Here is a 14,909-nt window from a genome sequence, read left to right as displayed (position 1 = left end):
TACCCAGGCTGGCCGTGTCTACCCAGGCAGGCCGTGTCTCGCCCCGCTATCACGTCGCACCAACCGCCAAGCAAGGCCCGGGCAAGTCAATTGCCCGGGCCTTGTTGCTAGCAGGCCGCGCCTGCAAGCTCAGCCAGCGGCACTGCTCTTGTCCCGAGCGCCACCGGGGGGGTACGATTCGCCGGCGCTCGAGGGATAGAGCGCTCGGTTTCGCGCAAGGAATGCGCACTTCCGTCAGTTCTTTGAGCCGGGCGTTTTCAGCGCTGAGCCACGGACGTGTGGGCTATTGCCCGCTCGCCCAGGGTGTCTTGTCCACCGAACCGCACACTTGCAGCAGTCCACCACCGGGCGCACGATGCGCCCGCCGCCAGTGCAAAGGGAGTTGCCAACATGAGCGTCGCGATTGTCACCGGGGCCGCCGGCTTGATCGGCGCCGAATCGGTGCGCCGCTTTAGCGACGAAGGCTTCGAAGTCGTCGGCATCGACAACGATATGCGCCAGTACTTCTTTGGCGCCGAGGCCTCGACCGATTGGAGCCGCCGGCAACTCCAAAACCTGGTCCCCGGTTACCAGCACTACTCGGTCGACATCCGCGACCAGCCGGCCATTGACCAGATCTTTCGCCAATATGGCTCCGACATTCGCGTGGTGATTCACACCGCGGCGCAGCCTTCGCACGATTGGGCGGCGCGCGAGCCATTTACCGATTTCTCGGTCAATGCGCAAGGCACCTTGGTACTACTGGAAGCGACTCGCAACTTTGCGCCGGAATCGACGTTCATCTTCACTTCGACCAACAAGGTCTACGGCGACACGCCCAATCGGCTGCCGCTGGTCGAGACCGACTCGCGCTGGGAGATCGACGCGGCGCATCCGTTCTTCGAACGCGGCATCGACGAGTCGATGTCGATTGACCAGAGCAAACACTCGCTATTCGGCTCCTCGAAAGTGGCGGCCGACGTCCTGGTCCAAGAATACGGCCGCTACTTCGGCCTGAATACGGGCGTCTTCCGCGGCGGGTGCCTGACCGGCGGCGGGCACTCGGGAACCGAACTGCACGGCTTCCTTTCCTATCTGATGCGGTGCTGCGTCGAGGGGCGTCCCTACACGATCTATGGCTACCAGGGGAAGCAAGTCCGCGACAACATCCACGCTTATGATCTGGTGAACATGTTCTGGCATTTCAGCCAGGCCCCGCGCCCGGGCGAGGTCTACAACGCCGGCGGCAGCCGTCACAGTCACTGCTCGATGCGCGAAGCCATCGCCCTGTGCGAGAAAATCTCGGGCAACAGGCTCACGTGGCAATACCAAGAGCAGAATCGCAGCGGCGACCACATCTGGTACGTCAGCGATGTCAGCAAGTTCCGCGCCCACTTCCCCACGTGGTCCTACCGCTACGACCTGCGCGACATCCTGTCCGAGATTCATCGCAGTTGGTCGCTGCGTCACCCGCGCCGTGCCGCCGCTTAATCCCTTGTTGCCAAGCGAGAACCGCGCGTGAACTTCCAGCGAATCCTGATCACCGGCGGCGCAGGCTTTGTGGGCGCCAACCTGGCCGTGCTGTTCAAGCGGGCGTTCGCCGATACCCGGGTCGTGGCGGTCGACAATCTGAAGCGCCGCGGCAGCGAGCTGAACCTGCCCCGGCTGCGCGAACACGGCGTCGAGTTCCTGCACGGCGATATACGCTGTCCCGAGGATGTCGACGCCTGGCCTGAATTCGAGCTGCTGATCGACTGCTCGGCCGAACCGTCGGTCCAGGCCGGGCTCGTCGATTCGCCCGCACCACTGTTGCAGAACAATCTGGTCGGCACGATCAATTGCCTGGAAGCAGTCCGCCGGCGCAACGCCGCCCTGCTCTTCTTGAGCACCAGTCGGGTCTATCCGATCGAACCGCTCAACGCGCTCGATTGGCAAGAACAATCGACGCGCTTCGCTTGGACGGCGGCTGACACGGTACCGGGGTTTTCCACGGCTGGCGTGGCCGAAGAGTTCCCCCTGCCCGGCGCGCGCTCGCTGTACGGCGCGTCCAAGCTGGCCAGCGAACTGTTGATTCAAGAGTACGCCTACAGTCGCGGGCTGCCCGCGCTGATCAACCGCTGTGGCATCCTGACCGGCCCGTGGCAGATGGGCAAAGTCGATCAAGGGGTCGTCACCCTGTGGGTCGCACGGCACTTGTTTGGCCGCGGGCTGCGCTACACGGGCTTTGGCGGCCGCGGCAAGCAAGTCCGCGACATGCTCCATGTCGACGACTTGTTCCAGTTGCTGGTTCGCCAGATGGCCGAACCGGCGCGCTGGCGTGGCCAGGTTTACAACGTGGGAGGCGGCCCCGGGGTGTCGGCTTCGCTGTGCGAGTTGACCGACGTGTGCCAGCAAGTCCTCGGCCGGCGCGTCACGATCGATGCCCAGGCCGAGACCTCGTCGGTCGACCTGCGGATTTACCAGACCGATAACCGCAAAGTCACCCGCGATTTCAACTGGCGCCCCGAGCGCAACGTGGCCGCCATTGTCGGCGACATTGCCGGCTGGGTCACGCGCCACGAAGCCGAACTCCGCCCGATCATCGCCTAGGCCGGTAGCGAGAACCTTATGAAGCCGCTCGAGCTGTCGATCGTCATCCCGGCATACAATGAAGAACAGAATCTGCCACCGACCGTGGCCGACCTGCAACAGGCGCTGCGCGCCGAGCATGTCCCGTACGAGATGATCATCGTCAACGACAACAGCCGGGACGGCACCGCCGCGGTGATCGCCGAATTGATGCGCCAGGACTCACGCATTCGCACCGTCAATCGCACCGCGCCGGGTGGCTTTGGCCGGGCGATTCGCGCCGGTCTCGACGCCGTCACGGGCGACGTGGTGGTGATCTGCATGGCTGATTCCTCGGACCACCCGGTCGACGTGATCGCCTACTATCGCAAGATTTGCGAAGGCTACGACTGCGTGTTCGGCTCGCGGTTCGTCAAGGGGAGCAAGGTCGTCGAGTATCCGCGCGTGAAGCTGATCGTGAACCGGATCGTGAACAAGTGCATGCAGTGGATGTTCCGCTGCCCATTCAATGACCTGACCAACGCCTTCAAGGCCTATCGCACCCACGTGATCCGCGAGAGCGGGCCGTTCCGCAGTTGCCACTTCAACATCACCATCGAGCTGGCCCTGTCGGCGCTGGTGCGGCAATACAACATCGCCCAGATTCCCATCTCGTGGACCGGCCGCACTTGGGGGTCGTCGAATCTACGGCTGCGCGAAATGGGTCGTCGCTATCTGGCCACGTTGTTACGCGTGTACGCCGAAAAGCTGCTGATCTCGGACGATCTGCTGGCCGACCGGTTGGCGTTGCACGCGGGCCACGACGACCGGCTGACGCGTGTCGAGGCCCAGTGCCTGGCCCTGGCCGAACGGGTGGAACAGCTCGAACGGCCCGAGCGCGGCGCCGAATCGATCGCCGCGCGGCGTGCCGCTTAAGGATGTCGCGATGGCCAGTGTCACCCACGAGAATCCAACGATCAGGCAGGCCCTGCAACCGGCGCCTCGCGCCACGGCTTGGCTGGGGACCGCCACTGCGGGCGAGCCCACTCGACGTCAGGTGACACTTGCCGCGTTCGCCGTGGCCTTGCTGGTTTTTGCCAGCCGCTGCTGGTGCCTCGATATCTACTCGGTCAGTGTGCCATTCTGGGACCAGTGGGATGCCGAGGCGATGCAATTGTATGTCCCGGCGCTCGAAGGCCGGCTGACCGCTTCGGCGCTGTTCGCACCCCATAACGAGCATCGCATCACCAGCACGCGATTGCTCGATCTGGCTTTGCTCAAGCTCAACGGACGCTGGGAGCCGCGATTGCAGACGACCGTTGGGGCGTTCTTGTCAGCGCTGACCGCGTTGTTCATCACCTGGTGCTGTGGCCGTCTGGTTGACCGTCGCGTCTTCATGGCGCTGGCGATTGGAATCGCCATGCTGTTCGGCGTTCCCTATGGACACGAGAATCTGCTGTGTGGGTTTCAATGTCAGTTTTACTTTCTGGTCTTGTTCTCCCTAGTCGCCATCGCCGGCCTGACCCAGCGGCCGCCGTTGAGCGCCGGCTGGATTGTCGGCGCCTTGGCGGCCGTGGCGGCGATTCTCTCGCTGGGCTCGGGACTAATGGCGGCGGCGGCAGTCGTGGTGGTCGAAGGTTATTCCGTTTGGTCCGATCGCACGGCACGGCGCACGCACCTGCCAACCTTGGCCCTAGCCACGGGAATCGTGATCGCCGGCGCGCTCGGGCACACTTCGTTGCCGGCGCCTGTCGATGGTCCTTCGCTGGGCGTCAGCGATTTCATCTATATGTTCGGCCGGGCCTTGGCGTGGCCCTGCAAACGACCCTGGCTCGCGCCGCTGATGTACGCGCCGCTGGCCACGCTGTTGATGAGCCTGGTTCGTCGACCGCGGCGGCTGTCGCCGCTCGAGACATTTGCGCTTGGCCTCGGGGTGTGGACTGTCGCCCAGGCGGCGGGAATCGCTTGGGCCCGCGGGTCTGGCGGTCTGGCCAGTCGGTATCTCGATTTGCTGGTTGTCGGCCCGATCGCCAATTTGCTGGCGCTAGCGGCATTGACGCCACGGTTCCGGCTGTGGGCGCGTGTCGACCGTCGCTCGCCGCTGCAAGTATTGACGCTCGTGTGGACGCTGGCCGCGATTGCCGGAACACTGCACGCGACGCGCCATGTGCCCGAGCATCTTGACCGCATGTCAGCGCGACTCGAGGCGGGTCGTCAAGCTTGTGTCGCATTCTTCGCCGGCGATCAGTCCCACTTCCCGGCCGACGCGACCCTGCCCTATCCCGACGCCGCGCGGCTGGCCACCTTGCTCCGCCATCCCACGCTACGACCCATTCTGCCCACGGCACTCGATTCGTCGACTTTGACGCAATCTCCCGGCCCGCTGGCGACTGCGGCCGAGTGGACGCTTGGCCACGCCTGGCTGTTCGCTTTGGCCGGCGCGGTCATGCTGGCCAGTTCCTTTTATTCACCACGCCGAGCGCCAGCCACCCCATGAACGCGCATCCCCAGGCGTTGCACGAAGAATCGGTCGCTCTGTTCGGCCGTCGCCTACGGACGTATTACGTCGTTCCCTTCGCGACCCCCACGCTGACCGGCGACGCCACCAGCGCCGCCGCACCGGCCACTTCGTCGCGATAAGTCTCATCTGGCGCTAACCGCCGACTGATATCTCGCGCGCATCCATCCGCGCGGGTGCCATGCTCAAGCCCCCCCAGGCTTGAGCATGCCTTGTTCCCGCTTCACATGCTCAAGTCTGCTGACTTGAGCATGGCACCCGATGCCTTTGGGTGATCGTGATACCTAGTTCACTCAGAGCGCGCGGTGCGTTAAGCTGAGCGGCGCGGACTTCGTCCCTCTTCTCGCGCTCTCAACTCGGGTGCCGACCATGACCGCTCCTGCTCCGGCCGACAGCTTGCTGCCCCTGATCTCGGGCTATTGGCTTTCCCAGTCGGTCTATGCCGCCGCCAAGCTCGGCCTGGCCGACTTGCTGGCCGACAGGCCGCGCAACGTCGCGCAACTGGCCACCGCCACGAACACCAAGCCTGACTTTCTGTTCCGACTGCTGCGGGCGTTGGCCAGCGTGGGTGTCTTTGCCGAGTCGGAGTCGCAAGTCTTCCGCCTCACGCCGATGGCCGAACTGTTGCGCTCGGGCGTGCCTGGCTCGCAGCGCTCGCTGGCGATCATGATGGGCGAGGAACACTACGCGGTCTATGGCCAGCTTTACCACGTGCTGCACACGGGCGAGAACGCTTTCGAGCGCGTGTATCGCAAGCCGGTCTTCGACTTTCTCAGCGAGCATCCCGAGCAGGCCAGCATCTTTGACGACGCGATGACCGGCATTCATGGTCGCGAGACGGCCGCCGTGCTCGACGCCTACGACTTCAGCGGCATCTCCGTGCTGGCCGACATCGGCGGCGGCAACGGCTCGAAGCTGACGGCGATCTTGCAGCGCCACGAGCCCCTGCGCGGCATCTTGTTCGACCTGGCGCACGTGCTCGAACGCGCCAAACCGCGGGTCGAAGCCGCCGGCGTCGGCGGACGCTGCCAGTTGGTCGCGGGCAGCTTCTTCGAGGCGGTGCCAACTGGGGCCGACGCGTACCTGATGCGACACATCATCCACGACTGGGACGACGCCAAGTCGCTGACCATCCTGCGCAATTGCCACCGGGTGATGCAGCCGGGGCACAAGCTGCTGCTGGTCGAAGCGGTGATCCCGGCGGGGAACACGCCGTTTCACACCAAGCTGCTGGACCTGACGATGATGCTGATCCCCGGCGGCAAGGAACGAACCGAAGCGGAGTACCGGACGCTGTACGAGCAAGCCGGGTTCGAGCTGAACCGGATTGTTCGCACGGCCACGGAGATCAGCGTGATCGAGGGGATTCGAAGATAGTTTTGACCATCATCAACTGCGGAGAAGTTGTGCCGCCTTGCCAGCGCCCCGGTCGCGCGCGACGTCGCGCTGACCCTTCTCCCTCCGGGAGAAGGTGGCGGCGCTAGCCGACGGATGAGGGTCCACGTGGCCCGAGGCGATGCGTTCCAACGGGGCGACGTTGACCCTCATCCGGCCTTCGGCCACCTTCTCCCGGAGGGAGAAGGGTTTGCGCGCTGCCTGTGATGATGGAAACGTAACGGGCCTGGAAGGATCGATTCTCAACTGACGTAAAGCCAGATGCGCAACGACGGCGACTTGCTCGGCGCCCACGTCATACTGTCCACCGCCCGCCCGCGCAAAAAACTTGTCTGCCTAGTGGCTTCCGGCCGCGTCATCGGTTCTACTGCTGGCTGAGGGCAGCATCTTATCTGGTCACCGCCTCACCGACCGATCTCGCAGGGGGACAAGCCATGTTCTGTCTTGGCAATTCCGCAGGGGCGATCGTTCGCCACCGCTTCACGCGACTCGTTGGCATCGGCATGCTGGGCGCGCTGGCCTGGCTAGCGCCGACCGCCGCGCGGGCCGACGGTTCGCCGATCGAGAACAGCGCCGAAATGTTCTCGCGCTTCGACATCGATCGTGACGGGCAACTGACCGCGCAGGAAATCGGTCCCTATGACTGGACGCGCTACGACGTGAACGGCGACGGCATGGTCTCGCGCGAGGAGTTCCTCCGTGGCCGCCGCGCCGACAAGGAACAGGCGGCCACCGACCCCGACGGCGAGAAGGCGTTCGCGCTGTTGGATTGGAACCACGATGGCTGGCTGTCGGGTACGGAACTCGATGGCAAGTGGCACATCTATGACCGGAACAACGACGGTCGTGTGACCAAGGCCGAGTTCATCGCCGGCCGCGCCGCCGAGCAGCACGAGCCCGCCCCTAGGCCGATCGCGCCGTCGCAAACCGACACGCCCCAAACGCCGCGTCCGCGCCAGGTGCCGCGCAACGAGCCGACTCCCGCCGCCGAAGACCCGGCCGTCACCCCACCAGTGGTCGGTGCCAAGTCGCGCGCCGCGGCGGACGGCTGGCAAACGATCGACGCCACGGCCAAGGGCTTTACGTTCGACATGCCGGGCCAGCCGAACCTGGACGAAAATGGCTCGTACATGCTCGCCACCGACAGCAACAACACCGTCTACATGGTCACCATCCTGCAAGGGAAGGAGCAGCTCGAAGGAGACGCCGACGAGCGCCTGCGCTTGGTGATGGAAGCGGCCCAGAAGCTGACCAAGGGGCGGCCGGTCGGCGAAAAGCGGCTGAACGTCGGCGGCCACCCGGCGGCCTCGTTCACGTTTGTGACCGACCAGGACATTGAGTACCGATACCGGGTGATCATCGCCGGCGACCGCCTGTGCCAGATGGTCGTGATTCGCGGTGCCGAGTCGCAAACCTCGCCGGCCAGCGTGAACCGGTTCTTCGACTCGCTGACGATCCTGCAGGCCTCGCCCCAGCCCAACGCGCCGGTCATCGCGGCGCAGCCCTCTGGGCCGACGGTGCAGGGTGAAGTGCCGCCCGGCTGGACGGTCACGTCGATCGACGGCGCCAACATCTCGTTCGCCACCCCCGGCAAGCCCCAGGCCGACGCCAACGGCAATTACATTTTGCTGGTCGACAATGGGGCGACGGTTTACAAGGTCTCGGTCGCCCAGGCGCAGCAAGACCTGAGCAGTCTGGCGGCCAGCAAGCTCGAAGAGCTGCGCGACATGGAAGTCAAGCAAACCAAGGGGCGGTTGATCAACGACAAGGCCACCGAACTCCAAGGGTACAAAGGTCGCGACTTCTCGCTGGTCATCGAAGGGGAAAACGAGACCGACATTCGCATCCACGCGATCATTGCCGGCGGGCGGATCATCGAATTGATCTTCGCTCGCACGCCGAACTCGCAAACCGGCCCGGCGAACATCAAGAAGTTCTTCAACTCGCTGACCATCGGCGGCGGCGCAACGCCCGGCAGCCCCGTGCCATCGCCCGACGATCCCACGCCCAGCGACCCGACTCCGTCGCCGGGGCGCATTATCCTGACGCCGCCAGGAGGTGGCCGCTATGCGCCGGCAACACCCGTGGCTCCGCTGGCCCCTGCCCCGCCGGGCGCGCCTGGAACCCCGGCCAGCGGCGATGGCTCGCTGATCGGCATGTCGCTCGACGACGCCAAACAGACCGACCTGTTCACGTTCTTCAAGCTGCAAGAAGCCGGCAGCAGCGCCGGCCCGTTCGAGGGCACGAAGGTCATCAGCTTCAAACCGAGCGGCCCGCGGTTTCGTGACTATGTCACGCTGCGCATCGGCGTGAGCGGCGCGCAGCGCGTGACGGCCGTGGGGCTGTACCTGTCGCGATCGTTCATCGACGACGCAAACCTGGGACGATTTGCCCGCGACCTAGCCAAGAGCACGTTGCGGGCCGCCCTGACGGCCGACGATCAAAAGCTGATTACCGACAGCTTGAATGAAATCGAGTACGGCCACTTGGGGCCGGACACGCTCTTGGCCAACGGGGCCACGATTCCCAAGCTGCCCGATCCGCCGAGCATTCGCTACCTGGCCTTCCTGGGCAAGGTGGCCGGCGCTGGCAAGGACTTCAAGACGGTACACTTGCAACTGGAGAACAACGATCTCGACGGCGTGCCGACGCTGTTGATCAGCGTCGAGCCGTTGCCCCCACGAGGTTAGTGGAGAAGTGACAATCACTCCCCTCTCCCCGCCGTGGGAGAGGGGTCCGGGGCGAGGTGGCTTGTGATTCACACCTGGCGTTGGATTCGATCGTGATGAGCCGATTGGTCGGCGAGTTTTCATTCGTTCGCTCGATCCGCGCTGTAGCCGAAAAAGTTCGCCCGGCGGGGGCGACCTTAGGTATCCTGAGCGAGACCGGAACTCCACCAACTCGCGTCCCCCGGCAAGGTATCACGATGCGCGCCATTCGATTCGTCCGCTTGAGCGTCGCTCTTGCGCTGTCTCTTTCCCTGTTGCCTGCGCTCGGTTTGGCGGCCGAATCGCCGCGGGCGACGGAGAACGAGCCGATCGGTTGGGCCAGCGTCGACGGCGGCACCACCGGTGGTAAAGGGGGCGCAACGGTGTCGGTCGCCGACGAAGAGGCGCTCCGCCTGGCGGTTGCTGGCTATGGGCCGGCCACGGTGATTGTCCGCGGCAAGATCACGCTGTCCAAGAAAGTTCGCGTCGGTTCAAACAAAACGATCCTCGGCGACGCGGGGGCCGAGCTGACTGGCTTTGGCTTGCACCTGAACAAAGTCGAGAATGTCATCATCCGCAACTTGTCGATTCACGACTCGGCCGATGACGCCGTGAACGTCGAGGGGGGCACGCGGCACGTCTGGATCGATCACTGCGACTTCGCCAACTGCCACGACGGGCTGGTCGACATCAAGCATGGCAGCGATCTGGCGACCGTCTCGTGGTGCCGCTTTCACGATCACAACAAGACCTGCCTGCTGGGGCACAGCGACAAGGCTTCGGCCGCCGCCGAGGACCGGGGCAGGCTGCGGGTGACGTACCATCACAACTTTTTCGATGGGAGTCTGTCGCGGCATCCGCGCGCCCGCGTCGGCGAGCCGATCCACGTCTTCAACAACTTTTATCAGAACAATCAGTACGGCGTGGCGTCGACGGCCAATGCCGGCGTGCTGGTCGAAGGGAACTATTTCCTGCGCTGCAAGTTGCCGACGCTGACCAGCTATGGCGACTCGCCCGAGCCGGGGCGACTGGTCGAGCGGCAGAACGTGACGGTCGAAAGCGGCCCACTACAATCGGCCGGCGAAGTGCCGGCGGTCCCCTATCAGTACAAACTCGACGACGCCCAGCAGTTGCCAGAGCTGATCCCGGCCAACGCCGGCGTGGGGAAAGTCAGCGCCAGCGAGAGTCAGGGACGTTAGCCCCCCGTCGCGAAGCAGATACCACCGCTAAGCTGGGACGATACGTCCCGGGCTCTGAATCGTTGGTGACATTCACCTCCCGTGGCGTGTCTTTAATTCATTGCCGTGTTTGGACTTCCTGCCTAAGATGGAGTCTTGTCGCTGGCACTTTCGGACATCCTACCGAAAGGTTTCCGACTAATGGCAGCACGACGTGGATAGCTCGGCACCAAAACCAGGGCGGCAAAGCCGCCGGCTTGGTAACGCCAGCGGTCCACGATCAAGCGATTTGCTCGGGGCACAGGCAACTCGATGTCAGTCATGCACGATATCGAACAACACGGAGTCGAGCAGGCGCAGCAACAACTGATCGCCCTGTTGGACGAAGTCGCCCGGCTGGCCGAGCAGGAAATCGACGCCACCCGCTTCTTCACCCTGTTCACTGAACGGGCCGCCACGACCCTGGGGGCTTTGGCCGCCGGCGTCTGGCTGGCCGATGGGCGCGGCGCGGCAAGACTGGTTGCGCAGTTCGAGCGCCCCGGCGCCGACGTGGCCGCGCTATTCAGCACGGCCGAGAACGAGCGGCTGATTCAACAGCAACTCGCCGCGCCGCATCCACAAATGATCGGGCCCGGCGGCGGACTGCCGGGAACCACGCTCAAGAACAACACGCATCACCTGTTGATGCTGGTGCCGATTCGCGTTCAGGAGCGCGTGGCGGGCGTGCTCGAGATTTACCAGCGGTTCCATCCCGACGCGCAGACCCAGGCGGGTTATCTGGCCTGTGCCCGGCGGTTTTGCGAGTTTGCCGCGGTCTTCTTGCTGGCCGCGCGGGTTCGCGCGTTGGAAGCCAAGCTGGCTCTGTGGAACCAGTGGGCCGACTTGCATCAATCGATCCACGGCAGTCTACGCTCGCAGAAAGTCAGCGCCGCGATTGCCAACGAAGGACGGTTGCTGCTGGACTGCGACCGGGTTAGCGTCGCGATCCAGCGTCGCGGCAAGCTACGCATCGCCGCCGTCAGCGGCAAGCAGAGCATCGATCATCGCTCGCCGGTGATGGAGCACCTGACCGAGCTGGCCACCGCCGTCATTAGCCAGAAAGAAGCCTACTGGTACACCGGCTTTTCGGAACACACTCCGCCGCAAATCGAAGCGCCGCTGAACGAATACCTGGACGAGTCGCACGCCAAGATTGTCGGCGTATTGCCGCTGGCCTTGCCCGGCAAGCAAGAATCGGACGAAGAGCGATCGTTGATCGGTGCCCTGCTCGTCGAATGCCTGAGCAGCCGGCCGATCGAGCAACTGCAAGAAACGGCCCGCATGGCTCAAAGCGAGGCGGAACTCGCCCTGGCCAACGCGCTTCGGCACGAAGGGCTGTTCCTGTTCCCGTTGTGGAACAAGATCACGCAGAGCAAGCTCTTGGTCTCGGCCAAGAATTGGCCGCGCACCAAGCTCGTCGCCGCCTGTGTTGGGCTGGCGATCCTGGCGCTGACCGTCATCCCCTGGCGGTTCGAGATTCACGCCAACGGCACGCTGCAGCCCAAGCGCCGCCACGATGTCTTTGCCACCGCCGACGGGACGGTCGATCGCGTGCTGGTCAAACACGGCCAGCAGGTCGAGCAGGGACAACTCCTCGCCGCGCTGCGGAACACCGATCTGGAAGTGGCGATCACCGACCTCAATGGGCAGCAAGCCGCCACGTTGGCGCAACTGGCGGCCGTCGAGCGGACCCTGTCGTCCGAAGGCAAACGGCTCGAAAGCGAACAGCGGATGCGACTCTCGGGCCAGCGCAACGAGCTGCTCGAACAACTCGACAGCCAACGCTCGCAGCTCACGCTGCTGGAACAGAAGCGCGAGCAGTTGTCGATCGTCAGCCCGCTGGCCGGCAAGGTTGTCACCTGGGATGTGCATGAACTGCTCGACCAGCGCCCCGTCCATCGCGGCCAAATCCTTTTGACCGTGGCCGACACGACCGGCGATTGGGAGCTGGAACTGCAAGTGCCCGAGAACCGATTGGGACACCTGACGGAGGCTCAGCGCCGGCAAGGCGAAGCGCTGCCGGTGGTCTATCGATTGGCGACCGATCCAGGACACGATCACGCCGGGACCATCCAAGAGGTCGAGCTGGCCGCCGAGATTCATGGCGACGCGGGCAACACGGTGCAAGTCCGCGTGAAGATCGATCGCGCGGCGCTCGACAACTTGCGCCCCGGTGCCGATTGCCGCGCCAAGATTCGTTGCGGCGAGCACTCGCTGGGCTATGTGCTGTTGTACGACGCCTGGGTGTTTTTCGACTCGCGGGTGTTGTTCCGGTTTTAACCTGGGGCGCGCAGGCGCGCGACGGTTTGCATGACCAGCTTCAACGACAGCGTGATCGCCACCGCCTCGCGCCCGGTGCGGCTGCGCCGCTGTCCCGACCTGGTCGTGGCGCGCCAGCACTTCGAAGGGCGCGACTGCTGGGTGCTGAAAGATCCGATCGGCATGAACTACGTCCGGCTCGACGATCCCGAGTATGCCGTGCTCGAGCTGCTCGACGGCAAGACTTCGACGCGCGAAATCAAGGCGGCCTTCGACGCCCGCTTTGCCCCGGACGAAATCCGGCTGGAAGAGCTGGCCCAGATGTTCGCCCTGTTCCACCAGTCGGGGCTGGTCTATTCCGAAGCACCCGGCCAGGGTGAAGAACTCGGCCGCCGCCGCGCCGAGCACAACCGCAACCGGGGCCTGTCGTGGCTGATGAACCCCTTGTCCATGCGGTTCAAGGGGGTGAACCCGCGACGGTTCTTGGACGGACTCTATGCCTGGTTCGGCTGGTTGTATTCGCCACAGGCGCTGGGGCTGAGCCTGGCGTTGATTCTGGCGGCGCTGGTGCTGATCTTGGCCAAGTTCGATGACTTCCTCGCCCAGTTACCGACGTTTCATCAGTACTTCACGTTCGAGACGGCGATCCTGCTGTTCATCACCTTGGGGGCGGTCAAGGTGTTGCACGAGCTGGGGCACGGGCTCACCTGTCGGCATTTCGGGGGCGAGTGCACCGAGTTGGGCATGATGCTGTTGGTGTTTACGCCGTGCCTATATTGCAAAGTTTCCGACTCGTGGATGTTGCCCAACAAGTGGCATCGCGCGGCCATCGCCGCCGCCGGGATATACGTCGAGCTGGTCCTGTCGGCGATTGCCACGTTCATCTGGTGGTTCACGACCGATGGGCTGCTGCACCACATTGCCCTGAACGTGATGTTCGTCTGCTCGGTGACGACGATCTTTTTCAACGCCAACCCGTTGATGCGGTTCGACGGCTATTACATTCTGATCGACCTAATCGAAGTGCCCAACCTGGACCAGAAGGCAAATCAATACGTGCAACGCTCGTTGGCCTCGTTGCTATTGGGAATCGAGCCGCCACAGCAAGCGTACATGTCGATCCGGCGGCGCGTCCTCTATGTGGCGTTCGCCCTGGCGGCGTTCGGGTATCGAATGTTCGTCTATGTCACGGTGATCTGGTTCTTGTACCGGTTCTTCGAGCCTTACCACCTGACGATCATCGCCCAGTTGTTGGGCCTGGCCTCGTTGACGGGAATGGTCGGCTTTCCGCTCTATCGCCTGGCGCGCTACCTGCGGGTTCCCGGCCGCGGCGAAGAGATGGACCGCCGCCGAGCTCGTGCGACCTTCGTGGGATTGGGACTCGTGGCGCTGTTGTTGGCAGTCGTGCCGTTGCCGCATCGCGCCTGGGGGACGCTTGAACTCAAGCCGCTGGCCCCGCAGAACGTCTACGTCGAAGTCCCCGGCGAGCTGATCGAGATGAAAGTCGCCCCCGGCCAGCGTGTCGAGCCGGGGACGCTGCTGGCGCAACTGCGCAACCTGGACCTGGAATTCGAGATCGCCCGGCTGAAAGCTCGCCGCGGCTTATTACAGGCCCAACTCGACGGGCTGGTCCACCGTCGCTCGCAAGAGCGCGAAATCAGTCGGCAAATCCCCGAGCTCGAATCGACCTTGGCGGCCGTGACCGAGCAGTTGGAGCAAAAGCAGCAGCACTTCGAGCGACTGGCGCTGCGGGCCACGCGCGCCGGCACGGTGCTGCCGGCGCCGCTGCAAGCGCGCCGACCGTTGCCGCCGGGCGAGTTAGCCACTTGGTCAGGCAGTTTGTTCGAGCCTCGCAACCGCGACTGCTACCTGGAGCAAGGAACCCTGCTGTGCCAGGTGGGTGACACCGGCAGCTACGAAGCCCAGATTGTGCTCGATCAGGCGGATGTGTCGTACGTGATCGAAGGGCAACAGGTGGCGATTAAGCTCGACGAGTCACCGACGAAGACCCTCTGGGGGACGTTGACCGAGATTGCTCATTCCGATTTGAAGATCAGTCCGCGCACGTTGTCGAACAAGGTTGGCGGTGAGTTGGCGACTCGAACCGATGAAACCGGCGCCGAGCGCCCTCTTTCGGTCTCGTATCAGGCACGCGTGCCGATTCACGTCACCCCGGGCGAGCTGCGGACTGGCTTCCGCGGCCGGGCCAAGATTATTCTTCCCTGGGAGTCAGCCGCTCAACAAGGGTGGCGCTGGTTCTCCCAGACCTTCCACTTCCGGCTCTAA

The 14,909-nt window shown here is 64.1% G+C and carries 10 protein-coding genes; all 10 read left to right on the top strand.

The features are described from left to right. Positions 1–390: 390 nt before the first annotated feature. The 10 genes from JSS27_15305 (at position 391) to JSS27_15260 (ending at position 14,909) form a co-directional block, all read left to right on the top strand. Positions 391–1,470: an NAD-dependent epimerase/dehydratase family protein gene (locus JSS27_15305; GenBank protein ID MBS0210312.1), complete on the top strand. Its 1,080-nt coding sequence runs from the start codon at positions 391–393 to the stop codon at positions 1,468–1,470. A 27-nt stretch (positions 1,471–1,497) separates the two neighbouring features. Further along, positions 1,498–2,568, top strand: a complete 1,071-nt coding sequence (locus JSS27_15300) for an NAD-dependent epimerase/dehydratase family protein (GenBank protein MBS0210311.1) — start codon at positions 1,498–1,500, stop codon at positions 2,566–2,568. Positions 2,569–2,586: 18 nt separating this feature from the next. Beyond that, the gene (locus JSS27_15295) at positions 2,587–3,462 is read left to right on the top strand and encodes a glycosyltransferase family 2 protein (GenBank protein ID MBS0210310.1); all 876 of its coding nucleotides are present in this window, start codon (positions 2,587–2,589) and stop codon (positions 3,460–3,462) included. A gap of 10 nt (positions 3,463–3,472) precedes the next feature. After that, positions 3,473–5,023: a hypothetical protein gene (locus JSS27_15290; GenBank protein MBS0210309.1), complete on the top strand. Its 1,551-nt coding sequence runs from the start codon at positions 3,473–3,475 to the stop codon at positions 5,021–5,023. Further along, complete coding sequence (locus JSS27_15285) at positions 5,020–5,166, top strand: hypothetical protein (GenBank protein ID MBS0210308.1); 147 nt, start codon at positions 5,020–5,022, stop codon at positions 5,164–5,166. The genes JSS27_15290 and JSS27_15285 overlap by 4 nt, the downstream gene beginning before the upstream one ends. Before the next feature lie 247 nt (positions 5,167–5,413). Further along, complete coding sequence (locus JSS27_15280; GenBank protein MBS0210307.1) at positions 5,414–6,421, top strand: methyltransferase; 1,008 nt, start codon at positions 5,414–5,416, stop codon at positions 6,419–6,421. 452 nt (positions 6,422–6,873) lie between these two features. Next, positions 6,874–9,129, top strand: a complete 2,256-nt coding sequence (locus JSS27_15275; GenBank protein MBS0210306.1) for a hypothetical protein — start codon at positions 6,874–6,876, stop codon at positions 9,127–9,129. Between the two features lie 236 nt (positions 9,130–9,365). Further along, positions 9,366–10,346, top strand: coding sequence for a right-handed parallel beta-helix repeat-containing protein (locus JSS27_15270; GenBank protein MBS0210305.1), 981 nt, complete (start codon positions 9,366–9,368; stop codon positions 10,344–10,346). Between the two features lie 300 nt (positions 10,347–10,646). Then, positions 10,647–12,644, top strand: a complete 1,998-nt coding sequence (locus JSS27_15265) for an efflux RND transporter periplasmic adaptor subunit (GenBank protein MBS0210304.1) — start codon at positions 10,647–10,649, stop codon at positions 12,642–12,644. A 30-nt stretch (positions 12,645–12,674) separates the two neighbouring features. Beyond that, positions 12,675–14,909 (top strand): hemolysin D, encoded by a 2,235-nt coding sequence (locus tag JSS27_15260; protein MBS0210303.1) that lies wholly within the window; start codon positions 12,675–12,677, stop codon positions 14,907–14,909.

This window comes from Planctomycetota bacterium, from assembly GCA_018242585.1.
Classification (GTDB): domain Bacteria; phylum Planctomycetota; class Planctomycetia; order Pirellulales; family PNKZ01; genus JAFEBQ01.
This window is presented reverse-complemented; position numbering and strand designations above follow the sequence as displayed.

Bases quoted from the DNA above. Each gene is read 5' to 3' on its own strand.
- JSS27_15285 (MBS0210308.1), top strand. From the start codon at position 5,020: ATGAACGCGCATCCCCAGGCGTTGCACGAAGAATCGGTCGCTCTGTTC.
- JSS27_15265 (MBS0210304.1), top strand. From the start codon at position 10,647: ATGCACGATATCGAACAACACGGAGTCGAGCAGGCGCAGCAACAACTG.
- JSS27_15290 (MBS0210309.1), top strand. From the start codon at position 3,473: ATGGCCAGTGTCACCCACGAGAATCCAACGATCAGGCAGGCCCTGCAA.
- JSS27_15275 (MBS0210306.1), top strand. From the start codon at position 6,874: ATGTTCTGTCTTGGCAATTCCGCAGGGGCGATCGTTCGCCACCGCTTC.
- JSS27_15270 (MBS0210305.1), top strand. From the start codon at position 9,366: ATGCGCGCCATTCGATTCGTCCGCTTGAGCGTCGCTCTTGCGCTGTCT.
- JSS27_15295 (MBS0210310.1), top strand. From the start codon at position 2,587: ATGAAGCCGCTCGAGCTGTCGATCGTCATCCCGGCATACAATGAAGAA.
- JSS27_15280 (MBS0210307.1), top strand. From the start codon at position 5,414: ATGACCGCTCCTGCTCCGGCCGACAGCTTGCTGCCCCTGATCTCGGGC.
- JSS27_15305 (MBS0210312.1), top strand. From the start codon at position 391: ATGAGCGTCGCGATTGTCACCGGGGCCGCCGGCTTGATCGGCGCCGAA.
- JSS27_15260 (MBS0210303.1), top strand. From the start codon at position 12,675: ATGACCAGCTTCAACGACAGCGTGATCGCCACCGCCTCGCGCCCGGTG.